Source organism: Vibrio sp. SNU_ST1 (assembly GCF_030563405.1).
Classification (GTDB): Bacteria; Pseudomonadota; Gammaproteobacteria; order Enterobacterales; family Vibrionaceae; genus Vibrio.
This window is the reverse complement of record NZ_CP130749.1, coordinates 582,029-605,967: the sequence shown is the minus strand read 5'-3', so window position 1 is coordinate 605,967 and position 23,939 is coordinate 582,029. Positions and strand designations below refer to the sequence as shown.

The window sequence follows — 23,939 nt, the reverse complement described above, 5'->3', positions numbered from 1 at the left end:
TAATTTAAATTAAGGACATCCAATGACTCAACAAGACAATCGCCGCATCGTATTGGCTTCTCGCCCAGTTGGCGCACCGACTCAAGACAACTTCCGTTTAGAGACAGTAGCCGCACCAACAATTAAAGACGGCGAGATGTTACTTCGCTCAGTCTACCTTTCTCTAGACCCTTACATGCGTGGCCGAATGAGCGATGCAAAATCTTACGCTGATCCAGTTTCAATTGACGAAGTGATGGTCGGTGCAACCGTTTGTCAGGTTGAAGAGTCAAACAACAGCGATTTTGAAGTTGGCGAATGGGTATTGGCTTACACAGGTTGGCAGGATCTTGGTGTGTCTAATGGTGAAGGCCTAATCAAACTAGGTAAAGAGCCAACACACCCTTCTTACGCACTGGGCATCATGGGGATGCCAGGCTTTACTGCGTACATGGGCTTACTTGATATCGGCCAACCTAAAGAAGGCGACACTCTAGTCGTTGCGGCTGCAACAGGTGCAGTAGGCGCAACCGTTGGCCAAATCGGTAAGCTAAAAGGCTGTCGTGTAATTGGCGTTGCGGGCGGTCAAGAGAAGTGTCAGTACGCGAAAGAGGTTCTGGGCTTTGATGAATGTATCGACCACAAAGCCGACGACTTCGCGGAGCAACTGGCTAAAGCATGTAGTAACGGCATCGACGTTTATTTTGAAAACGTTGGCGGCAAGGTGTTCAATGCGGTAATGCCATTGCTTAACACTGGTGCTCGCATTCCTGTTTGTGGCCTTATTTCACAATACAACGCGACATCACTTCCTGAAGGCCCAGATCGCATGTCTAGCCTCGTTGGTACCCTATTGGTCAAGCGTATTAAGATGCAAGGTTTCATTATCTTTGATGACTACGCACACCGTTACAATGAGTTTACTGTTCAAATGACAGAATGGTTGTCTCAAGGCAAGATGCATTACCGTGAGCACCTAATTGAAGGTCTAGACGAAGCGCCACAAGCATTCATGGGTCTATTAGAAGGTCAGAACTTCGGTAAGCTTGTTATCAAAACAAACGAAGCTAAATAAATTCAAAAACTGAACCAGTTAACTAGGTAAAATCATGATTACTTTGCATCACCTAAACAAATCTCGCTCAAAACGCATCATCTGGCTACTCGAAGAGCTTGGAGTAGATTACCAAATCAAACCGTACCAACGAGACAGTGTAACGTTTCTAGCACCACCAGAATTGAAATCCGTTCACCCTCTTGGTAAATCTCCGGTTATTGAAGACGATGGTGTTGTTATCAGCGAATCTGGTGCTATCACCGAGTACCTAATCGACAAATACGGTCAAGGTAAATTCGCACCAGTGCGCGGCACAGCTGACTACGTGGAATACTCACAATGGCTTCACTTCGCTGAGAGTTCAGGTATTTTGCCAATGTTGCTTAAGATCTTTGTGATGAAAGACGGCTGTGAAACTAACTTTCTAGGCGGTTATGCTGACGATGAAAACCAAAAGATCTTAACTTACGTGAATAATGCACTTGAAGGTAAGACCTACTTGGTCGCAGACACACTAACAGGCGCAGATTTTATGATGTCGTTCATCGTAGAAATCGTTGGTAATTTTGGAGCAACTGCGCTCTACCCGAACATCGCTAAATACGGTGAGCTTTTAACGAGCCACCCTGCTTACCAAAAAGCAGAGCAAGTAGAGCTAGAACACTCGAACTGATCGAGTTTCAATCAAGCTCGTGCGCGCTTAGGATAAGCACAAGCCACTAAATGAAGCCAAAGCCGATTTATCTTTCGCTTTGGCTTCTCATTTACTTTCATTTCGACAACAATACCGAACTCTAACTGAACAGCCATAGAGTTTGATCTTCATGTCAGCAAACCTTGCTCAATACACGCCACTGCACCTAACAAACAACAATACGAATGTAGACTTACCGCTATCGACTCGTTTTACGTTTCCGTACTACTACACACCACATCCAACGTGTGAGTTTGCCATGCAGCAACTTCAGCAGTCATTACTCGACTGCAGTGTGAATGAAACATCGCAAGGCAACCTCTATGCCGTGCTTCTTGTTCAGGATCCAACAACTCAGGAGCTAGGCTACCTTTCTGCGTTTTCAGGTTTGCAGTTAGATCCGTCTTTGGCCTCTCAGTTAAACAACATTAACTTTGTTCCATCAGCCTTCGATTCAGAACAGTTTCAATCTCACAACAGTGCAACCCTCGCTCGCCAATCGCAACTAGCGGATGACATTGAAAAACTACAACAGTCGCACAACCTAGACGCATTATTGGCTGAATTTGAAGAGTTAAAAATCGAATCAGCACAATCTATCGAAGCCTTTCAATTAGCCATGGCAGCAAACAAATCTCAGCGTAACGAACTCAGAGAACAAGCCAATCAAGAAAAGGCATTGGGGAATCTAGAGTCAGCAGCGAATTTGCTCAAACAACTGGGCAATCAAAGCAGCCAAGAGAAACGCGACTTAAAAGCACTTAGAATCGAGTGGAAACAAAAGATCGCAGAACGCCAGTCGCAAGTTGATGCTATCGAAAGCGAACTCACGAGCCGCAAGCAAGAGTACCAAGCGATCTCAGCCGAATTAGAAGCGCAACGTTTGTCTCATTATCGGTTTATCAACCAAACACTCGAATCAAAGAACCTGCTTGAATTGTTAGATGGCAAAGGCGCTCTTGAAGGCTCTGGCGAGTGTTGTCTACCTAAGCTACTTAATTTTGCTTTTGAACACGGATTTAAACCATTAGCTTTGTCTGAGTTTTGGTGGGGATTGCCTCCAACGGCTGTCATTCGCCAGCACGCAAACCTGTACCCGGTTTGCCAAAGTAAAAGCTTCGAGATCCTCGACCACCAGCTAAACGGCATCGAATTAGAAGATAACCCACTTATCGTGAATCCTGCGGTTGGTAAGTCGTTTGATATTGTCTATGAAGATGACGAGATCGTGGTGGTGAATAAACCCGAGGAGTTCTTGTCAGTTCCTGGTAAGTTTATCGAAGACTCTGTTTATACCCGTATTAAAGCGCGTTATCCCGATGCAACAGGCCCTTTGATTATCCATAGGTTAGATATGTCGACGTCAGGCTTATTGATCTTGGCGCTCACGGCGGAGTCCAATAAACACATTCAGAAGCAATTCATCGATAGGACCGTAGAGAAGCGTTACACCGCTCTGCTTGATGGTGAAATAACGGGCGAATCTGGCGATATCAGCCTGCCCTTGCGTGGTGACATCACAGACAGACCAAGACAACTGGTTTGCCATGAACATGGACGTAATGCAAAAACTCACTGGGAAGCGGTCTACACCAACAATGGCAAAACCAAGGTTCACTTGTACCCTAAGACAGGCCGCACCCATCAGCTACGCGTACATTGCGCTCATCCATTAGGCCTTGGTGTACCGATTCGTGGTGACGACTTATACGGATACAAACGCGAGCGCTTACACCTGCACGCTGGCTACCTAAAACTGATTCACCCAACAACCGGTGAATGGATGGAATTTGAAGTGCCTTCTGAGTTTTAAGCTATTCTTATCCTGCTAAAACTATTACCGCGCTAAAATTTTTGTCCCATTAAGATTCTTGTCTCATTAGACGCATCAGGGTTCTAAATCTGCTGAGATATAGAACCCTGAAATTTAATTTTTTAATGTACTTATCACAGCTCGGTAGCGTACTTTCGCTACAACCTTCAATGTTGCAGACGCCTAACCCTAACCCATTACATCTTTGCGCTGATCAACACATTCAAAAGAGGCCATTTCGAATTCACGACAGATCCAAGGCCGGTTTTCGTAAATAGTGCACATCAGAGTTTCTCTATCTACAGCAGAACACCAACCGTCGTCTAGTCGCAACATCGTTTCCCCACCCCATTCGTCATAAGCAATATGCTCTTCCGGTACGCCCGTATCTGTGATGATCATAACTTCTAAACGACAACAGCACGCCTGGCAATTGGCACAAGTTACTTCCGATTCGGTGACGTTCTTTATCTCTATGGTCATAAGTGACTACACTGCTAAATTTTGCGTATAGTAATCGAAACCGACCGCTACGGCTAATAAAGATAGTAAGCAATAAAATTGTGGGTAATAAAAATAGTGGGTAATGGTGCTTTCATAGATGTAGAAAAACAATAGGCGCTGTGATTTACTCACAACGCCCATACTATTTAGATTTTCCATCGCTACTTGTCGTCACTATCTCGATTTAGAACAGACTAGCGAAAAATAGCTTTACGTAGTCCATTAAGCGTTTGAACAAGCCGGCTTGCTCTACCGCTTCCAACGCGATCAAAGGTTGAGTTTGAACATCTTCACCATCAACGGTGTAATGAACAACCCCTAAGGTTTGGCCTTCTGAAATTGGGGCTTTCAGTTCAGAGATTAGTTCAATAGATGCCGTTAACTTTTTACTGTCTGACTTAGGCAGCGTAATAAACGTATCTTCTGCAACGCCTAGCTTCAACGTATCTTGGTCACCAAACCACACCTTCTCTTCAGCGACTTGGTCACCGCCTTGATGAGGATTTAGCGTATCAAAGAAACGAAAACCATAGCTCAACAATTGTTTGCTGTCTGACTCACGGCTCTTAACGCTTGATGCGCCCATCACAACCGCAATAAGTCTCATCTCACCTTGTGTCGCCGAACTCGCTAAACTGTAGCCTGCACCAGAGGTGTAACCTGTTTTCATTCCATCGACCGTCAAGCTCCTATCACGTAATAAGCCATTGCGGTTGTGTTGTGTAATCTTGTTGTAGCTAAACGAGCGTTCGCTGTATAAACCATACACATCCGGTAAATCGCGAATAATTGCACGGCCTAATAGAGCGATATCATAAGGAGTTGAATAGAGATCGTCCGCATCTAAACCATGTGCATTCGCAAAATGGGTATTTTCCAGTTTTAGCGAAGCCGCCCAAGAGTTCATCAAGTCAACAAATGCATCTTGTGAACCTGCAACATGTTCTGCAATCGCAACACTCGCATCGTTCCCAGATTGAATAATCAAACCGCGGTAAAGATCCATCATCGCGACATCAGTGTTCACTTCGATGAACATTTTTGAAGAATCAGGGAAGTTTTTCGCCCATGCGTTTTCGCTGATTCGCACCTGATCATCAGCAGAGATGTTACCTCGTTTCATCTCTTGTCCAGCCACATAACTGGTCATAAGCTTGGTTAAACTCGCTGGGTTTAACTTAGTGTGTGCGTTTTTTTCTACCAGCACATCACCAGAGTTAAAATCAATTAACACATAGCCTTTTGCGCCTAGGCTAGGTGGACTTGGTACTATAGAAGGTGCCGCGACAGCATTATTAGTTACCATCGCTGCGTTACTTACAATGAACATACTTAATAGAGGGAGAGAGTATTTTGAGAACAGTTTCATTGAATCAAGCCTAAGTTAACGTTTTGTTCAGTATAGACAAATGCTAGCAAAAGAAGCGCGAACTTTACGTTGCTTTACGTATTTGTACGGTTCGTTACAAATAAAAAAGTATAATCTGCGACCTGTCTGTTTTTCACACAAGAACGATTGACTCAATGAATGCATTCAACACTTCCCTTTACCTCTCAGGCACACGTCTAAATAACATCTCAACAAAGCCCATAACCCGCGGTTTGCTTTCGCTCGGCTCTAAATCAGGTTGGATACTCGACTGCGCCAGTGCTTGCCACTGTATAACTTCCGAATTAGGAACAAAAAAAGCAATATACAAAGATCCTTTCTCGCTTACCTTTCCATCATCACTATAAAATGGCACACCTGTAGATAGCTGAATCGCATCAAAGATCGATTCATCGTTCAGTTCAGATTCTTCAGCTAACCCAAAACCCACTACGACATCACCAGTCCCGGATTTCAACTGATAACCTTTCAATGAAAGTTGTTCTTTAATCGCTTCACGTACAAGATCAGTGACGACCGTCTTGTCATATTTTTCAGAAAGGTACACTTGCTCTGATTCAGGATGCCATGAGTACGTGACGACTCCATGTCTCATGAAATCAAAGTCACCACTGGTCACCACGCCATAATTGTGTGTTGGAGTCGTTTCATTGGTTGTACACGCTGTCAGTCCAATCGCTATCAAAGCCAACAACGCGACTTTATTTACGCCCTTTGTTGCACATATGAATCGTTTTATCATTCGCGGCTTCCTTTCCTATACAAGAATAACTATCAATTTGACCTTCAACATAAACAGTAATTATATTAATAGAAAGATCATTAAACGTTTGCGTAATCGCTAACCTTCACTTCTACTCATTTTGGGGGTTTAACCACAGAAATAGACTCGGTATAGTAAACTTAGTTAAAGATAACCAAACCATTCGGGGCACGGAGCTTCCTCAATCATCTCATGAAGAGAAGAATTGGTACCGATAAAGCATCGGCAAATTTAAGAGGGTCACACAATGGAATTCAATATGGTTGAAATTTTAGGTTACGCGGCATCTATTATGGTCGCAATTTCATTAACAATGAAAGATATCGTGCGTCTGCGTGTCCTTAACTTTGTTGGCTGTACTCTATTCACAGCATACGGCGTTATGATTGACGCATGGCCAGTGGTTGCAACCAACGGTTTCATCGCTTGTGTGAACATCTACTTCCTTGCAAAAATGCAAAAGGAAAAAAAAAATGAAGCGATGAAAGCAGCAAAAGCTTAGATTAACGGCTAGCACTTTCAAACAATTCTAAAAAAGCCCAAATAGAACGTTCTATTTGGGCTTTTTCATGCTTATCAGTTTTAGAAAACTTCAATTACAGACAATACGATATTGACTCTCTCTGTATACCTGTGTGTTATTGCGTCCATTCTCTTTTGCTTGATAAAGTGCTTTGTCAGCTTGGTCTATCGTGCCTTCTATATGGAACAGTGCATTTGCATAGCGACACCCAACACTGACCGTTACAGGTAACACTAACCTCTCAATTTTTTCGACGCTACGTCTCAACTCTTCCGACAACTCGTACAATTGATATTCATTGCAATCAAAAGTCGCAAAGATAAATTCCTCACCGCCATAGCGAGCAATTAGACGATTTTCATTTGCAAATTGCTTCAATACTTTTGCAACGGCGCAGATCACCCTATCGCCTTCAGCGTGTCCGTGTAGATCATTTACCGATTTAAAATGGTCAATATCTAGAAGAATGATACCAACACCTTTTAACGGATAAGGCGAGCACTCTAAAATTCGCATCTTGACCTGAGAAATGAAGTCTCGCCGATTACTCAACCCCGTAAGATAATCTAAGCTAGCTACATCTAAGATCTTTAAATGACGGTGCCGCAGGTAAAGCACCAAAACGGCTATGATGCTAAGCAAACTTATCACCAGGGTCATCAAACTTACTAGCAATAAACTGTGGTTCTTGTTCAGCTCTTGCTCCAGAACTCCAGCAGAAATGATCCAATTCAGATATGGGTAGAACTTATAGAAAATGTTTTTGCTTGTCGTACCGTTTTCATCTGAAATTGAGTAACTAAAATGCCCTTCAGGTTCAGCAACGACCTTATCGATTAGCAACTCTGATGAATAACCAATTAAGGCTTTCAAGTGTTCGTGTTCAAAGTTGGGCCGGAGGACTTGCTCGCCTTGCAAATCAACGATATATACATAACCACTATCGCCATATGAATACTTTCTTAGTTTATCTTTAAGCGCTTCAAGATCGACCAAGTACATGAGTTCATCTTTATAAGTGGTCGCCACCAATGTATTGCCACTCGGTAGCCTCACTGAATACGCGACCTTCGCACGCTTGCCGACTTCATGTGGGTTAGCATGAGAATACTGGGTCATTCTCTCCTTTGAGTTCAATTGTTGTTGAAGATGCTTTAGATAGGAATGGTTTTTCCCTTGTAGAAACGGGTGATACAGGTGGACACCTTCAGGTGACATCAAATAGATATAACCAGACTCTCCAATCACTAATTCATTGGCAATTCGGCTGATTTCTTTGACTTCGTGTTCTGGAGTAATACTTAACCTGTGAAAAGCCACAGTATCTGTAACACCTTTAAGGTAAGTTTTAATTGCTTCATTAACAGTAGTGTCTACGATGTCGTAGCTTGCATTCACAATAGTACGGAAAAACAATTGGTTAGATTCTAATAGTGATTCTTTCGTTCGGTTAAATTGAATAGCAGAGAGGACCAAAGATACTAGGGCCAACACAATGGAAAAGTTGAGGATATATTTACGTCTGACTTTCAAATTTACCCCATATTATTCTAATTCTAGGTAACGCATTTCTTATAATTAATGGCTTGTTTATATCATATTTATTAATTTTACTGAACGAGTGTCGATATTTTGAGAGCTTTCTATGTACTTTCTGTGACTTATAGCAAAAACGCCGAACTGGATTCAGTTCGGCGTTTTGATTTTACGTTTAAGTTGATGACTTAATTCATACTAAATCACTGATAAATAGACTTAAAATCATTCGCATTTATTACCTATTACTACACTCTATTGCCTATAAATAGATTGCTTAGCATTAAATTAAGAACACACTTTGCTCCAACTGCCGTCACTCCCCGGCTCGGCACTTGTCCACCAGTTTGCTTGGTAAACACTGCCGTTATGAACCACTTGGTCACCGGTGTTTGCATGGCTTGGGTTACCCGCCCAATCTTTCTGAGGTAAATCGGGGTAAACCGCTAAACCCGCAGTATCGCATGTACCTGGGTTAGTACCGCCATCACCAGGATTACCGCCACCAGTACTGATATCACCCAGTGGTAGATCCGGTTGCTCAAAACTAAACGCATAATCGACACTATTCACATTCACTGTATAGTTTGCAGGGCCAGAAATTGGCAAGTAATAAACCATATCGAGTTCATACACACCACCAGCAGGAAGGTCTTTCCATGCAGGTAACGTAAACGCTACTCTGTGCATCGGGCCATCTAGACCACCAATATTATTGGCACGAGTGTGACCAGAAGCAATAACGGATAAACCACCACCCGATTGATCTTTTGCGTTATCAGGTGCAGACACTGGGATATCGAACTGGAACTCAGTACCACCAGGAAGCGCTTGACCTGTATTGTTTGTAAACGTGATCTTAGGGTTAATTGGATAGTTTTGATCACCGACTTTAAAGCCGCCTACAGAGACAGTAATATCTAATGCTTCCGTTGGGATAGCACCCGTTGCAACCTTGTTTCCATATGGAGTAGCTGACTTAAACTTATCGTAGATAGCTTTCGTCATAGTGTTACCCATGTGGAACTCACCGTTTCCACTATTACACGCCTGTTCGGTTGTATCGATTGAAGTTCGGTTACCGTTCGCATCGAGTACGTAACAGTTGTAATCCCCTGCTAGTTCCCAGAACATGATGCCACCGATTTCTTTGTCGATAACGTAATCGGCTTTCACATCGATAGAATCTTTATCTTCCGTTGAAAGGAATACGCCCTTCTCTGCGTTCCACAACCAAGGAGCAACAGCCACGCTGTCATAGTTACGCGTGTAAGTCCCCGTTAGAACATCTGAAGGATCGTTAACAGGATCAAGCTTGTAAGCTGCTGCATAAGAACCCCAAATGCCTTTTTCTAAGTTCTTCGCATGCCACATTGGGTTTGAACCTGCACCCATTTCGTTGCCTTTCGGATCAGTATCGTGCCACATGTTATCGATACCAATTGCGCCATGACCACAGTTGTTCTTCTCGCCTTCACCAGTACCTGCTGAGCATTCAGCTTGGTTTGGCAGTGCTGCTCGCCCCCAAAGACCATTCTCACCACCAGTTACACCTTGCCAACCACGTGTGTAGTAAGGCACACCGATGTTAATACGACCTGCTGGCATAGAACCACGGAAGTAGTGGTAGGCCCAATCCGTATTCAGATAACCGATACCGCCGTAAGCCGCTGTGCCGTATACGTTCCACTGTGCTAACTCAGAATCTTTACCTGTATCAAACAGGGCTGCGTTATGACCTACGTGATCGTTCCACGCACCATGAAGGTCGTAAGACATGATGTTTACGTAATCGAGGTATTTGGTTACGTCGAATGTTTCCATACCGCGCAGTAGGTAACCAGACGAAGGCGCCGCGATCGTTAACATGTAGTGATTACCATCTTGCGCAGATGCTGCGTCAAGCTTCTCACGTAGCACTTTCATTAACACTTGGTACGAAGCCCACAGGTATTGACGACGTGGTTCCATAAAGTCTTTGTCGTATGGGTTACCTGCGCCCGCCATAGAGGTCGGGTATTCGTAATCAATATCAAGACCGTCAAATTGGTACTTGCGAAGCATTTCAACCGCTGAAGTCGCAAATGTTTCGATACCTTGATGGTTAATAGAGCCATCGGCATTAGTGGTCATGGTATAGAAACCACCATCAGCAACTCGGCTACCATCAGTCGCGAAGTGACCACCGGTTTCAGCCCAACCACCAATAGAGATTAACGTTTTCACACCGTGTTTTTTCTTCGCTGTCGCTAACGCACCGAAGTGACCTTTGAAGCCTAATGCAGGATCAACTTCTACTCCCGGCCACTCTTTACCAACCGCGGCGTTATTTGGATCGTTTACATCACCCACGTTTACTTTGCCATCAGAGCCAATGCTTACGAAAGCGTAGTTAATGTGTGTGAGTTGTTCCCAAGGAATGTCATTAACCAAATAAGCGGCCTGTGGGTCTTCCCCTGCACGCCAACTTGTGAAGTAACCAATAACACGACGTGGATGATCGGCGCCCATTTTTTCACGGCCTTCATCATCGTAAATCGTACAATAAGGGACATCGACACCTTGAGTTTGATACAAGCCATCAGGACGACATGTACTCACTGTTGGGGCGCCATTTACTGTCACAGAAGCTAGCACTGAGTCTGCTGTCGCCCCTTGATTGTCTGTTGCTTTAGCGTAAACAGATAACGTGCCGGCTTGAGTCGTTTTGTAATCTAACGTGTAAGGGCTAGTTGCAGCAGTGCCAACAAGAGAACCTGCCACATAGAAATCAACCTTATCAACCGTGCCATCACTGTCTGCTGCCGTTGCGGTAAGCGTTATCACACCACCAACATCGACCGAAGCTGCTGAAAGCGCAACCGAAACTGTCGGCGCTTCATTTCCAGGTGTAACTGAATCGACAGAAATAGAGACCGCGCTCGCTAAGCTAGCCGCGCCTTGATTGTCCGTAGCAACAACCGAAACCTGATGGTTACCAGACGTTGCAGCCCAAGTCGCTTCGAAAGGTGCAGCTGTAACAACCGCGACTGAAGTTCCATCAATGAAGAATTCAACCGAAGTAACACTGCCGTCGGAATCTAGCGCCGTTGCACTCAACATCACGTTATCGCCTTCAGTGATCATGTCAGAGGCTGATGGAGTCGTTAACGAAGCCGTTGGCACTTCATTGGGCGTACCACCACCGCTACACACATCAACCTTCTTCCATTGTGCATGGTCACCTTCGAATTGGTTAGGGTTGTTATTTTGATTCCAATAATTGGCTTTGTAAGCACTACCGTCATGTGAAACTTGATCGCCACCAGTGTAAACCGTGGCAGAATCCCACGCTTCTAATGTTGAACAATCAACAGCCGCATAACTATTGAACGCCATTAAGCATGACGCAGTGAGAGTACTGAGTGTAAAAACCTTTTTGGCCACTCTTCCTTGATTTAGGTGCATGTTAGCAGTCCCTTAAGTTGTTGTTTTAAGATATTTAAAGTAAATGACACTTTTTCCGCCACTTAAATTCCTTCGCAAAACAACTGTAGGTAACAGTGTCAATTAAACACCTAAAATATTCTTTATTTATAAAATGACTCGCATTAATTTGTTTATAGCATGCAATGACTCGACACTTATTTTGCACCAACAACTAATATTAATTTATTTCGGAAAGCTAAAAAAATAGTGTCTAAAAATTTAGAAATATGATTTAGATTCGATGAGAATTCGTATCAAAACTAACCAAAAAGTAGGGAATTATTGGCGATTTGGGATTATTTTATGAAATCGCCCACTTTTTGATAACAGATATGTTAGTATCAGCGGCTTTTTTGACGAGCCTCACATTTTTATCCGAATGTGGGAGAAATACATAGGCTTGAAAGAGCCAAATATAGCGAAGAAATAATGTCCAACTTGACGCAAGTCGCCAACGAAAACATCAACGCAGAATCTACTTCTATCGATTTCAATAAAGCTCAATCTTTGGGTGAAAAACTGGAACTCGGAAACCCAGTCTTTTGGCTGAGTGGCAGTTTCCTGACCCTCTTTGTCATCCTTGCTTTCACCAACACCTCCGTATTGTCCGAACTTGTCAACATCGGCTTTAGTTACTCAACTAAATGGTTCGGTGCTTTCTGGCAGGTTCTACTTCTACTCAATTTCATTATCGGTTTAGTGCTTGCACTAAGTCGCACAGGCCATGTTCGTTTAGGGAAGCTTGCCCTACCAGAAATGACCACGTTTAAATGGATGTCTATCGTCCTATGTACACTCCTTGCGGGTGGTGGCGTGTTCTGGGCAGCAGCAGAGCCAATTGCTCACTTTGTTTCAGCTCCACCACTGTATGGCAACGCAGACCCTCAAGCGATGGCATTCAATGCACTATCACAATCTTTCATGCACTGGGGTTTCCTTGCATGGGCAATCTTGGGTGGTCTCTCTTCGATTGTGCTTATGTACTTGCACTACGAAAAAGGCCTTCCTCTTAAGCCACGCACCCTGCTTTACCCGGTACTGGGCGACAAGGCAATCAACAGCTGGATTGGTAACGTCGTTGATGCGTGCAGCATTGTGGCCGTAGCCGCAGGTACAATCGGCCCTATCGGCTTCCTTGGCCTACAGATCAGCTACGCACTGAGCGAACTGTTTGGAATTCCTGACAGCTTTGCTACCCAAAGCGTCGTTATTCTATTCGCTATTGCAATGTATACGCTGTCGGCATTAAGTGGTCTAAGTAAAGGCATCCAACTGGTTAGTCGTTACAACATCATCTTGTCGGTGTGCCTAATCGTTTACATTCTCCTTGTTGGCCCAACCAGCTTTATCATTGATGGTTACCTACAAGGCATCGGTGAAATGGTCGACAACTTCATTCCAATGGCACTATACCGCCAAGATACTGCGTGGCTAGGTGGCTGGACAGTATTCTTCTGGGGCTGGTTCTTAGGTTACGGCCCAATGATGGCTATCTTCATTGCTCGCATCTCACGTGGCCGAACTATTCGCCAAATGATCGTTTCTATCAGCATCGTTGCACCGCTAGTGACTTGTTTTTGGTTCAGCATTGTTGGTGGTAGTGGCTTAGCGTTTGAATTAGAGAACCCAGGCGTAATATCTAGCGCATTCGAAGGTTTCAACCTTCCTGCTGTACTACTGGCTATTACTTCGCAACTACCGTTCCCGACTCTGATTGCAATCCTGTTCCTTATCCTGACGACCACGTTTATCGTGACCACAGGTGACTCAATGACCTACACCATCAGTGTAGTAATGACTGGTACAACAGAACCTAACTCAGCAGTTAGAACATTCTGGGGCGTCATTATGGGGGCAGTGGCTATCGCGCTTATCTCAATGGGCTCTGGCGGTATCTCAGCTTTGCAGTCGTTCATTGTCATCACTGCCGTTCCTGTTTCGTTTATCTTGCTGCCATGTCTATGGCATGCACCTAAGATCGCGAAGCAGATGGCAAGAGATCAAGGCCTCGCTTAATACCTAATCCGATTTAGTTTCGGATAGCGTAGAACACTAAAAAGCCACTCAAGTGATTCACCTGAGTGGCTTTGTTTTATCTGTTCGCTGTCGACTCTATTAATAGTTACGTCGACTAGCGCTTATATCTACCGATATTTCGGCTTATTGAAACTTTTCACCAGCAGCAACCATGAAAGACATCTCAACCAATAGCTCAGGGTTAGCAAGTTCTGCTTTCACACATGCACGGCTTGGCGCGCAGCCTTCAGGGAACCACGCTTCCCACACTTCATTTAGTGCATCAAAGTTAGCGAAATCCGTTAGGTAAATAGTCACTGACAATACACGAGATTTATCGCTGTCTACCAAACTCATCATTTCTTCAGCTTGTTCGAAGATTTGCTGAACCTGACTCTTAATTCCTGCAGATGTATCCGTCTCTGGTACCTCAACAAAACTTGCGATACCATTAAATACAGTTACATCTGACCAACGTTTGGTCGGGTTAATTCTATGGATTTTCACGAGCGATTCTCTTCTTATAATTAGGATTTACGTCAACGTAATCTAATCCAAATTCCTAATATTGAAAACAAAAATTAGAAACCACCTCTTCTTGTACAAAATCTCCCCTTCTCTACCAAGCATCTTGCGACTCGATTTTTCAGAGCTCGAACCTGAATTCGCTAAAAAGATTAAGTATTATTCTCAACGCGAAATTTAAATTGAACTCTTGCGGTCATATTCAGAGATTTTATTAAATGGAGTACTTTTATGCATGTTCAAACCTATGATTTAAAACAGAGTAATATGGGGTATAACCTTGGTGTGGTTGGCGTAGCACTAGTGCTAGCTTGGATTGGTATTTATAAGTTTACGCCAACCGAAGCGATGCTCATTGAACCGCTAATCGCGAATCATCCTGCAATGAACTGGCTTTACAATCTGTTCTCAGTACAAGCTGTCTCTAACATGGTGGGTGCCGCGGAGATTATTGTCGCGATTGGACTGATCGTTGGATTTAAGAAACCGACAATTGCTTTCTATTCAGGCATTGCTGCAGCGGCTATCTTTGTTGTGACACTTAGCTTCCTAATTACAACGCCAAACGCTTGGAAAGTATCGGATGGCATCTTAGTCACTAACTTCTTCCTAGTGAAAGATATTCTATTTTTGGCGATCGCTATTAGCGTAATCGAACGTAATAAATCTCAGAAGTAACCGTAAATCTAAAAGTCACCGCAAATCTATAAGTAACCTTAAACCTTGAAATAAAAAGACTCGAAGCTGGCTAGAAGGACGCTGCCAGCTTCAATATATAAGCTTTTACTCGGCACTAGCACCGTGATTGAAGCATTGTCTCGTTACCAAGCCCCATTTTTCGTCCTGATATTGGTCTTCCACGTAGTTACCTGAGGTGTAGTCGTTAACGACCTCTCTCCAGAACTTAACAGCATGGTCTGCACCCACTACTTGCTTGATCTCCCAACTGCCTTTTAGATGTTCAAACAGTTCAGAGATGAACCGTTTTCCTACTTTGTTTTTTCGAAAATAAGGCACCACATAGAAGTCGCAAATCTCAAACTCGCTTGGCGCTTTGGTTTCAATGGCTGTTAACGCAGCAGGGACACCATCAATGTAGAGTAAATAGCCCGTTACGGTATCGCCAAGCGTCGGATAAATCTCGAACAAGCCGTACTCATCAGGTTTATCGCCGATGATCTTTGAAAATTCGGCCGCATAGCCCTGATACAAATTCGCATATACCTGCTGATTACCACTATAGACTGTCACAATGTTCATAAGTAACTCTCTTTTTAACAACCACTATTGATGCCATATATTATGAATCATCAACAGCAAGCTTGTCTCTTTTAACCTATGGTAAACCTGTTAATTTCTTGGCTCGATGACAGTGACATTCTCACCACAGGTAATATCAGTAATCTGCGCTTTTAATACTCTTGGCTTGCCATACTTCCTCTAACATCAACACCATATATCAACCTAAGCAATTGTGCCGTAAGCAATTAAGTACAAGCAAATTGTAAGAAAGAGAGTTGGTAGTGGATCAAAGATTCCATGAACCTGATAGCTAAAACAGTCCAACCAACACGACTGACAGCAGTACGCCACCGATAAAACTCGGGCCGTGGAATGGTCTAGCTTTAGATTTAACGTACTCTTTCTGAAGTTCTTCTTGGTAAGTTTTAACGGCGAGTTCTTTTACGTAGTTATTTTGCATAATAAGCTCCTTCTTATTGGGTAAGAGAAGCTTAAGACTTGAAGTTAGGTTGAGGTAAAGAAAAATTTTACATTAATTGATTACTTCGGGATTGTTACTCTAGAATGACTCTGAACACATCATTGTTCACACCGCCAACATCCACTAACTCGCCCGGCTTCATAAGAAGTAAGGTGTTTAATTGGCGCTTTGAACGTGGTGCTCTATTTTCTCTGATTACTAACATATCAACTAAGTAACCTGAGTTTTGCTTTGATAGTGAGCCCGAGAAAGTAACACTCTCTTTTCTATCGGCTAGAACCGAATTAAATGTTTTATCTTCTAACACACCCGCCGAGATCGACGTCTCACCATAAAAAAGCGTGATAGTTGTCGGATCAGGTGTTAGCTCTTGATTGGATGAACACCCCACTATCGCTAGGCACAACAATAAAATAACTCGAAATTTCATACACTTAATTTTCTTTCTCGCATTCTAATTCTATTTTCGGTTCTTGGTACATCGCTTCTATGAACCCCAACTTAATTACCCAGAATCAAGTTTAAGCTTCTTCAATCTGGAACTGAATATGTACCTTTAAAATACTCGATACGCTCTAAAATCATCCTTAGCTTACACTCTTCGATTTGAACCCCGGCCCAAGGAGAAGGCGTATACGCTTGACCAATAAATTCACAATCTGCGTCTCTGTATTTCAACCAAGCTTGTTGAGCTCTCCGGAAAGGTTCTTCTAGATCGATTTGAAACTCGATTTTTTGCAATTCGGCTTCTTCCTCGGCTATTCGCATAATGGCTTCTTGATATGTTTTATTGAGATCGATGTTTGCTAGTTTCATTTTCTCTTCGACACACAGATAACCCGCAGTAACCCCTCCACCTTCAACGTTACAAGGGTCTTCATCATCAACAGCGAAAGAAGATGTAGTAACTAACGCCAGTACAATTAATGACTTTTTCAAAAGCACCTCCAATACAGTTCAAAATCTGCGATATCTACTCTACAAGCAGTAGTTCGAATCACCAGTATTGATCATTTCTTCGGGCTCAGGCTAGCCAAACGTTTAACTAATTATTTCTAACGGTATGAGAATGTGCTGTACAAGCCAACAATTTAAAGAAGGAGCAGATCAGATCATCACCGACAATCTGATCGCTTAGCTTGAAGTGGGTTTAACTTTGTTTACACAGTAAGGTCTTGTGGTGGTGTTCCTTCGCAGTTAGAAACGACTGCATCAATTTGTATCAGAGCATTCATAGGGATCTCTGAAACCCCAACCACCGTTCTTGCTGGTAAGTCAGCGTTAAAGAATGTGGTATAAACTTCGTTCACCGCATCAATGTCTGAAACATTTTTAAGTTGAATATTGATCTTCACTGTATCGTCCATACTATGATCAACACTTTCAATGATCGCCTTAATATTTTTCAAACATTGTTCAGCTTGCTCTTTTACACCACCAGCAACCACTTGATTTGTTTTCGGGTCTAAAGGTAATTGGCCTGAGATATGATTGTAGTGAGAAAAAGCAACAGTATGCGAATAAGGCATGAATGGTGCGGCACCAGTGTTATTGGTTTCAATAACCAGTAAGCGAGTGTCTTCTGGTAATTGCGGCGGTGTGCCGTCGCCATGTGAAACGGATGTATCAATTTGAATTAAAGCGCCCATTGGTAATTCAGCTGCGTTAACAACGGTACGAGCAGGAACGTAGCTTGGGAAGAATTTAGTACATACTTCATTTACCACTTCCGCATCTGCGATATTTTTTACGTAGATAGTCGTTTTAACCACATCATTCATGACATGACCGATGCTTTCTAGAACCGCTTTAATGTTTGATAGACATTGTGCCGCTTGCACTTCGATACCACCATCAACCAACTCACCTGTGGTTACATCTATAGGTAACTGAGCTGAAAGATTGTTGTAGTGAGAAAAAGCCGCAGTCTGAGTGGACACAGCACTTTGAGGCGCATTATCCGTATTTCTTGAGACCTTAACTAGTGCGCAAGGTGCTTGTGGTTTAGTACCTTCGCCGTTTGAAATAAGCGCATCCATTTGAACTAGCGCATCGCTATTTGGCAGTGCAGCTACACCCACGACTGTACGTGTCGGCAGGCTGTTGTTGAAGAAGCTTGTGTAAACTTCATCAATAGCATCGATATCAGAAATATTCTTAACGAAAATATTAATCTTTACGACATCATCCATAACATGGTCGATGCTTTCAACAATGGCCTTAATATTATTTAAGCATTGTACTGCTTGGTCTTTAATATCACCAATCACTACTTCACCTGTTTTAGGATCTACAGGCAATTGAGCAGAAAAGTTATTATAATGAGAAAAAGCGACCGTTTGTGTAGATACAGAGTTTATTGGTGCGTTTTCAGTATTTCTTGAAATTTTAATGATATCGCTACTCATCGGAATTATCCTTTTAATAATATAGGAATACGTATTTATATTTAACAATCGTATTGGAAAGAATGATTAAAGTAGCGCAATGTTAAGTGAATTATTTGAGGGTAAACGTGATATCCATCAGACTCTCAGTTGACTATAAATCAGCAAGTTACAGAATAATTAGTCATCAAACGACTAATTATCCGTCACACTTGGCTTTATCAACTGCTAAATTCTCTTTATTTTTAAGTCTATTCAATAATCCTGAATACTCTCTCAGATAATTGGAAGGATAATTCCCCAAATTTAGATGATATTTGATAGGTTGTTCACACTAAAACTCCGTTACTAGCTAGGTTAGTAACTTTACCCCTTATACCCGTGCATAAACTCTTAGGCTATTTAATTAATTATTTTCGAGAGCTTATTTTATATAAGTACGTTAATAATATATTCGAGAATCAAATACCTACAATCTGACAATGCCTATTATTAGATACATTTACTCATATAATTCAACAAATATGAGGCTCAGGGGTGATGACATCATAAGTATGGTTGTTCAGCCAAGAAATGGGACTTTCAGGAATCACGATGGCGTCAACGATGAACGAGACGCCATAGCTTTTGGCACCATAGCTCTCAACACATAGTTTCGTTGAAAGAAGAACTAAACCGCTCTTGGGGTTATATTGAAGTGGCGCTTAAATTCACGACTGAATTGGGATGGGCTGGAGTAGCCGACTCGGCGTGCAGCATCGCTAATTCGCAGGCCTTCTAGTTGAATCAGTTCTTTGGCTTTGTTGAGTCTTACCTTCTTCAAATATTGAAGAGGTGATTCAAAGGTGACATTACGGAATGCATTGTGGAAGGCAGACACACTCATGTTTGCTTCGTAGGCAAGCGATTGAACAGTAATGGTTTGGTCGTACTCTTCATGCACTTTGGACAGCGCTTTAGCGACACGTGCGTAATGGCCGTCATGATGGGCCAAATCAAACAGCACTCGCCCTTCTGTACCGGTTAGGGCGCGGTAGACAATTTCGGTGACCATGGCATCACCCAATATGTTGGCTTCGATGTCGCAATGCAGCATTTTCACCAATCGAGTAAAACTTTCTAGCATTTGCTCTTCCATCGGCGTGGACTCTAAGCCGCTAGAATTCTGTTTGTGCTTATTGCAGTAGCTCTCAAGAAAGCCTTGGTCTTCTAACTTTTTTACCAAGCTGTGCAAACGTTGAGAGTCAATATTGATAGATAAACCAAGCAAAGGTTCGCCATTTACAGGCAAGGCTTCACATTCCAATGGCATTGGTACACCTACCACAAGGTAATCACCTGCAGCGTAAGTAACGGGTCTGTCGCCAATGTAGATATTCTTTTTGCCCTGCCCGAGCATGATAATACCCGACTGGTAAGTGAATGGCTGACGCTGATTCCCGCCACTGCTTCTATACAACCACACGCCTTCAATCTCTGTTTCTCTGATCCCTTCGAGATCATCCCAACCTTTGTGTTCTACATAAGACTGTAATAACTGCGCGAGTGTTTTCATAAGTGGCGACTTTCCATTCCAAGTGCTAGGAGTAAGTAAGCTAAAGCAGAGAAAGAATATCAAGTTTGTAGAAATAGGCAATTTATTTGGAGGATCAGCTCTTCATCACCCTAGGTTACTGTACTAATATGCAAATATAGAAATTGAGCAATCAAATAAAATAACAAATTGAGCTTTACACAAGGAATCTCTAATGCAATTCACTTATGTTAACCCTACAGTTATCCACTTCGGCCAAGGCCAAATTAACGCTATCAGCCAAGCGGTTGATACTTCGAAGAAAGTACTAGTCATCTACGGTGGCGGTTCAATCAAAAGCAACGGTGTTTACGACCAAGTTGTCGCTTCTCTAAAAGATCACGCTTGGATTGAGTTCGCTGGTGTTGAAGCTAACCCAACGAAAGAGACGCTAGATAAAGCAGTCGCTCTTGTTAAAGAAGAAAACGTAGAATTTATTATCGCTGTTGGCGGTGGTTCGGTAATCGATGGTTCTAAATACGTTGCTGCAGCGGCTAAATACGACGGCGATGGTTGGGATATCCTAGCGGGCAAACACCAAGTAACTGAAGCAACTCCTATTGGTGCAGTACTGACACTTCCTGCGACGGGTTCTGAATCTAACATGGGTGCGGTAATCACTCGTAAAGAGACTCAAGAGAAACTGGCATTCATGAACCCTGCGGTACAGCCTAAGTTTGCGGTTATGGACCCAGATGTAATGAAGTCTCTACCAGAGCGCCAATTAGTAAATGGTTTAGTTGATGCTTGGGTCCACGTGTGTGAGCAATACATCACTATGCCTGCTAACGCGATGGTTCAAGACGGTTACTCAGAAACACTACTGAAAAACCTACTTGTACTGGGTGAGCAATACGACGAGCGTGATAACGACGCATGGCGTGCAAATCTAATGTGGACAGCAAACCAAGCACTTAACGGTCTGATTGGCACAGGTGTTCCTCAAGATTGGGCAACACATATGATTGGCCATGAGTTCACAGCACTATGGCACGTAGACCACGCACGTTCACTTGCGATTGTTCAACCTTCACTACTTCGCAACCAAATAGAAGCGAAGCGTGGCAAGTTAGAGCAAATGGGTCGTAACGTATTTGGCCTAGAAGCAGGTGCTGACTTAGCAGAGCGTACTATCGATGCAATCGAAGCGTTCTACCACAGCCTAGACGTTGCAACTATGTTCGACGGCTACGAAGCAACCAAAGCGGCAGCAATCGACAACGTTGTTGCTCAGCTTGAATCACACGGTTACCTGCAACTTGGTGAGAACCAGGCAATTACGCCAGAGAAAACACGTGAGATTCTGGAGTCTGCGATTCAATAAGAGCCGCTAACATAGAGAGAAAGCAAAGGTAGCGGTCATACAAAGATGAATTTTCACATCTGACTGAACCTATTGCTTTTTTCTTTCGTACAACAGAAGCAGCGTTCATTTTGGGCGCTGCTTTTTAATTGGCCCGACAAGATGCTATTAAATTCTCTTAAGTCCCTAATTTTATGTGCAATCATATTTCCATATTGTTAAGGTAAACCTGTCTCTTTACTAGGTATGAATAACGATTTGAACAATCTCAAGGAAATGGTTAAGTTTAAGTCACTTAACAAGTGGTATGGTGATTTTCATGCCCTAAAGGATATCGACTTAAATATTGAACAGGGAGAGATAGTGGTGATTTGCGGGCCGTCTGGTTCAGGTAAATCAACCTTGATCCGCTGTATCAATCAGCTAGAACCCTTCGAAAGTGGTGAGCTTTCCGTGCTAGAACAAGCGCTTCCGTGCAGGTTCAACACACCAGGTCAAGTCGGAATGGTGTTTCAGCACTTCCATTTGTTCCCCCATCTTACTGTGCTTGAAAACCTGACTCTGTCTCCAATACGTACGCTGAAAAAAAGCAAACAACAAGCAGAGAAGATAGCAATGCATTACCTCGAGCGTGTGCACATTGCAGAACAAGCCAACAAGTATCCTGTACAACTTTCTGGTGGCCAACAACAACGAGTGGCTATCGCCCGTTCACTGTGCATGAAGCCTGAATTACTGCTTTTTGATGAACCGACTTCAGCGCTTGATCCGGAGATGATCAACGAAGTGCTCGACGTGATGGTTGAACTAGCGAGCGAAGGCATCACTATGGTGTGTGTTACCCACGAAATGGGCTTTGCGAAGCAAGTGGCTGATCGAGTTATCTTCATGGATGAAGGACAAATTGTGGAATCGAATACCCCACAAGCGCTCTTTGAAAATCCTCAACATGAACGTACTCAAGCGTTCCTAAATCAGATCCTGACTTATTGATGTTGATTCGAATTATTAAACCCGCCCTATCTGCCTTAGTACAAATTGTGGTGCTTGCGGCAGCCGTTGTTTGGGTCCTCGATTCTGGTGCACAGGCGATGGGATACAGCTGGCAATGGGATCGAGTACCTGACTACATCGCTTTCTATGAAGATGGTGAATGGTGGCCTGCAGAATTGATGGAGGGACTACTCGTTACCATCAATATCTCTCTGATTTCTTTAGTTGCAACACTGGTGATTGGCTTAACCACAGCCCTATTACGTAACTCCAATTCAGTAGTCGGTCGCACCTTAGCCACCAGCTATGTCGAGTTGATTCGTAACACGCCGTTATTAGTACAAATTTATTTGCTCTATTTTGTGTTTGGCCCTGTACTGGGGCTGGATCGCTTTAGTACTGCCGTTTTAGCCTTGGCACTTTTCCAAGGCGCTTACACTGCCGAGATATTTCGTGCCGGTTTAAATGGTATTGCGAGAGGGCAATTTGAAGCAGCTCAATCCTTGGGCTTATCAAAGATCTATACTTACTGGGATGTGATTCTCCCTCAGGTGGTGCAACGAACCTTGCCACCTTTGAGCAATGAAGTGATTTCTCTTATTAAAAATTCTTCAATTGTGAGTGTCATGGCTATTTTTGACCTGACGACTGAAGCCAGAAACATCGTTTCTGAAACCGCGATGCCATTCGAGATCTGGTTCTCTGTGGCGATCATTTATCTTGCTCTTACACTTTCACTTTCTGCCGTTGCTGCTTGGCTTGAGCATAAGCTCGGGGCTAACTGGCGAACACAATAAGGATTTATCAGCATGAAGCTATTTAAAACCGCAATTACAGCCCTACTTGCGCTTGCCGTAAGTTTGCCTGCACTTGCTTCTGAAACGCCTAACCTCGATAAAATCAACGAACGTGGCTCACTGCGCGTTGGTATGTCGACATTTGTTCCTTGGGCGATGCGTAACAAACAAGGTGATCTCGTTGGCTTTGAAATCGACGTGGCGAAACGCCTTGCCGAAGATTCTGGTTGGAAAGTCGAATTTGTACCCACAGCATGGGACGGAATCATCCCTTCTCTACTGTCGAAGAAATTTGATGTGATCATCGGCGGTATGTCTATTACTGAAGCTCGTGCCAAAAGCGTACTGTTCACTGAACCTTACTCGCACTCTGGTGTTCAACTGGCCGCTAATAAAGAGCTAGCGGAAGGTTTTACTCAGATCTCTGATTTTGATTCTCGTCGCGTGAAAATTGCTGCTCGTCGTGGTGCGTTCACAGTTCAAGTGGCTCGTGAAACCTTTCCTAAAGCGAAAGTTCTACAGTTCGATGACGATGCTCAAGCATTCCAAGAAGTGTTAAACGGCAACGCGCACGCAGTTATCGCGTCTAGCCCGAAACCAGAACATGAAGCGATAAAAAACGCAGACACGCTATTTATTCCATTTGAAGAGCGTCTATCCAAAGGTAACGAAGCATTTGCAGTTCGCCTAGGTGAAACTGACAAGGCAGAATTCTTCAACGAATGGATCAAAGCACGTACTGAAGACGGTTGGTTGAAAGAGCGTTACGAGTACTGGTTCTCTACTCTAGATTGGCAAGACCAGATAGCTCAAGGTCAGTAATCTGAAGTTGAGCTCACTTTGCTAATATGAGCTATTCTGTGAATCTAAATCAAGGCAGTGCACTGTTTGCACT

General features: G+C 43.3%; 22 protein-coding genes. 10 read left to right on the top strand and 12 right to left on the bottom strand.

All coding sequences use genetic code 11. The features are described from left to right. Positions 1-22 precede the first annotated feature (22 nt). From Q5H80_RS17040 to Q5H80_RS17030, 3 genes are all read left to right on the top strand, one after another. Positions 23-1,054, top strand: coding sequence for an NADP-dependent oxidoreductase (locus Q5H80_RS17040; protein ID WP_304570590.1), 1,032 nt, complete (start codon positions 23-25; stop codon positions 1,052-1,054). A gap of 34 nt (positions 1,055-1,088) precedes the next feature. Further along, positions 1,089-1,709, top strand: coding sequence for a glutathione S-transferase family protein (locus Q5H80_RS17035; RefSeq protein WP_304570589.1), 621 nt, complete (start codon positions 1,089-1,091; stop codon positions 1,707-1,709). Positions 1,710-1,860: 151 nt separating this feature from the next. Further along, positions 1,861-3,543, top strand: coding sequence for a pseudouridine synthase (locus Q5H80_RS17030; RefSeq protein WP_304570588.1), 1,683 nt, complete (start codon positions 1,861-1,863; stop codon positions 3,541-3,543). A gap of 189 nt (positions 3,544-3,732) precedes the next feature. Here Q5H80_RS17030 and Q5H80_RS17025 read toward each other — a convergent pair whose 3' ends face one another. From Q5H80_RS17025 to Q5H80_RS17015, 3 genes are all read right to left on the bottom strand, one after another. Next, the gene (locus tag Q5H80_RS17025; protein ID WP_369809724.1) at positions 3,733-4,026 is read right to left on the bottom strand and encodes a YkgJ family cysteine cluster protein; all 294 of its coding nucleotides are present in this window, start codon (positions 4,024-4,026) and stop codon (positions 3,733-3,735) included. Between the two features lie 205 nt (positions 4,027-4,231). Continuing rightward, positions 4,232-5,416 (bottom strand): D-alanyl-D-alanine carboxypeptidase family protein, encoded by a 1,185-nt coding sequence (locus Q5H80_RS17020; protein ID WP_304570587.1) that lies wholly within the window; start codon positions 5,414-5,416, stop codon positions 4,232-4,234. Positions 5,417-5,594: 178 nt separating this feature from the next. Continuing rightward, positions 5,595-6,179, bottom strand: coding sequence for a DUF4136 domain-containing protein (locus Q5H80_RS17015; RefSeq protein WP_304570586.1), 585 nt, complete (start codon positions 6,177-6,179; stop codon positions 5,595-5,597). 268 nt (positions 6,180-6,447) lie between these two features. Between Q5H80_RS17015 and Q5H80_RS17010 the strand changes: the two genes are divergently transcribed. Beyond that, positions 6,448-6,702 (top strand): YgjV family protein, encoded by a 255-nt coding sequence (locus Q5H80_RS17010; RefSeq protein ID WP_009845500.1) that lies wholly within the window; start codon positions 6,448-6,450, stop codon positions 6,700-6,702. Positions 6,703-6,792: 90 nt separating this feature from the next. Here the strand turns inward: Q5H80_RS17010 and Q5H80_RS17005 are convergent, their stop codons facing one another. Beyond that, a complete protein-coding gene (locus Q5H80_RS17005) occupies positions 6,793-8,256 on the bottom strand; it encodes a sensor domain-containing diguanylate cyclase (protein WP_304570585.1) in 1,464 nt (487 codons plus the stop codon). Between the two features lie 291 nt (positions 8,257-8,547). Further along, entirely contained in the window at positions 8,548-11,706 is a 3,159-nt protein-coding gene (locus Q5H80_RS17000) for a glycosyl hydrolase family 18 protein (RefSeq protein ID WP_304570584.1), read from the bottom strand. A gap of 450 nt (positions 11,707-12,156) precedes the next feature. On the opposite strand from Q5H80_RS17000, the gene Q5H80_RS16995 reads away from it, so the two are divergent. Beyond that, positions 12,157-13,743: a BCCT family transporter gene (locus Q5H80_RS16995; protein ID WP_304570583.1), complete on the top strand. Its 1,587-nt coding sequence runs from the start codon at positions 12,157-12,159 to the stop codon at positions 13,741-13,743. A gap of 144 nt (positions 13,744-13,887) precedes the next feature. Here the strand turns inward: Q5H80_RS16995 and Q5H80_RS16990 are convergent, their stop codons facing one another. Further along, positions 13,888-14,250, bottom strand: a complete 363-nt coding sequence (locus tag Q5H80_RS16990) for a RidA family protein (protein ID WP_304570582.1) — start codon at positions 14,248-14,250, stop codon at positions 13,888-13,890. Positions 14,251-14,499: 249 nt separating this feature from the next. On the opposite strand from Q5H80_RS16990, the gene Q5H80_RS16985 reads away from it, so the two are divergent. After that, positions 14,500-14,946, top strand: coding sequence for a DUF417 family protein (locus Q5H80_RS16985; protein ID WP_304570581.1), 447 nt, complete (start codon positions 14,500-14,502; stop codon positions 14,944-14,946). A gap of 105 nt (positions 14,947-15,051) precedes the next feature. Here the strand turns inward: Q5H80_RS16985 and Q5H80_RS16980 are convergent, their stop codons facing one another. The 6 genes from Q5H80_RS16980 to Q5H80_RS16955 all read right to left on the bottom strand — a co-directional run bounded on the left by Q5H80_RS16980 (position 15,052) and on the right by Q5H80_RS16955 (position 19,933). Then, entirely contained in the window at positions 15,052-15,528 is a 477-nt protein-coding gene (locus Q5H80_RS16980; RefSeq protein WP_304570580.1) for a GNAT family N-acetyltransferase, read from the bottom strand. Positions 15,529-15,820: 292 nt separating this feature from the next. Further along, positions 15,821-15,970 carry a hypothetical protein gene (locus tag Q5H80_RS16975; RefSeq protein WP_269334780.1) on the bottom strand — a complete coding sequence of 50 codons (150 nt, stop codon included), beginning with the start codon at positions 15,968-15,970 and terminating at the stop codon, positions 15,821-15,823. Between the two features lie 94 nt (positions 15,971-16,064). Then, the gene (locus tag Q5H80_RS16970) at positions 16,065-16,421 is read right to left on the bottom strand and encodes a hypothetical protein (RefSeq protein WP_304570579.1); all 357 of its coding nucleotides are present in this window, start codon (positions 16,419-16,421) and stop codon (positions 16,065-16,067) included. 101 nt (positions 16,422-16,522) lie between these two features. After that, positions 16,523-16,936: a lysozyme inhibitor LprI family protein gene (locus Q5H80_RS16965; protein WP_304570578.1), complete on the bottom strand. Its 414-nt coding sequence runs from the start codon at positions 16,934-16,936 to the stop codon at positions 16,523-16,525. Between the two features lie 215 nt (positions 16,937-17,151). Then, a complete protein-coding gene (locus Q5H80_RS16960) occupies positions 17,152-18,399 on the bottom strand; it encodes a RidA family protein (protein WP_304570577.1) in 1,248 nt (415 codons plus the stop codon). A gap of 649 nt (positions 18,400-19,048) precedes the next feature. Beyond that, complete coding sequence (locus Q5H80_RS16955) at positions 19,049-19,933, bottom strand: AraC family transcriptional regulator (RefSeq protein ID WP_304570576.1); 885 nt, start codon at positions 19,931-19,933, stop codon at positions 19,049-19,051. 193 nt (positions 19,934-20,126) lie between these two features. Here Q5H80_RS16955 and Q5H80_RS16950 point away from each other — a divergent pair, with 193 nt between their 5' ends. From Q5H80_RS16950 to Q5H80_RS16935, 4 genes are all read left to right on the top strand, one after another. After that, on the top strand, positions 20,127-21,275 hold the full coding sequence (locus tag Q5H80_RS16950; RefSeq protein WP_304570575.1) for an iron-containing alcohol dehydrogenase: 1,149 nt from the start codon (positions 20,127-20,129) through the stop codon (positions 21,273-21,275). 225 nt (positions 21,276-21,500) lie between these two features. Continuing rightward, positions 21,501-22,247: an amino acid ABC transporter ATP-binding protein gene (locus Q5H80_RS16945; RefSeq protein WP_304570574.1), complete on the top strand. Its 747-nt coding sequence runs from the start codon at positions 21,501-21,503 to the stop codon at positions 22,245-22,247. Beyond that, positions 22,247-23,044: an amino acid ABC transporter permease gene (locus Q5H80_RS16940; RefSeq protein ID WP_304570573.1), complete on the top strand. Its 798-nt coding sequence runs from the start codon at positions 22,247-22,249 to the stop codon at positions 23,042-23,044. Before Q5H80_RS16945 ends, Q5H80_RS16940 begins: the two co-directional genes overlap by 1 nt. A gap of 12 nt (positions 23,045-23,056) precedes the next feature. Next, positions 23,057-23,866: a transporter substrate-binding domain-containing protein gene (locus tag Q5H80_RS16935; protein ID WP_017093706.1), complete on the top strand. Its 810-nt coding sequence runs from the start codon at positions 23,057-23,059 to the stop codon at positions 23,864-23,866. Positions 23,867-23,939: the final 73 nt, after the last annotated feature.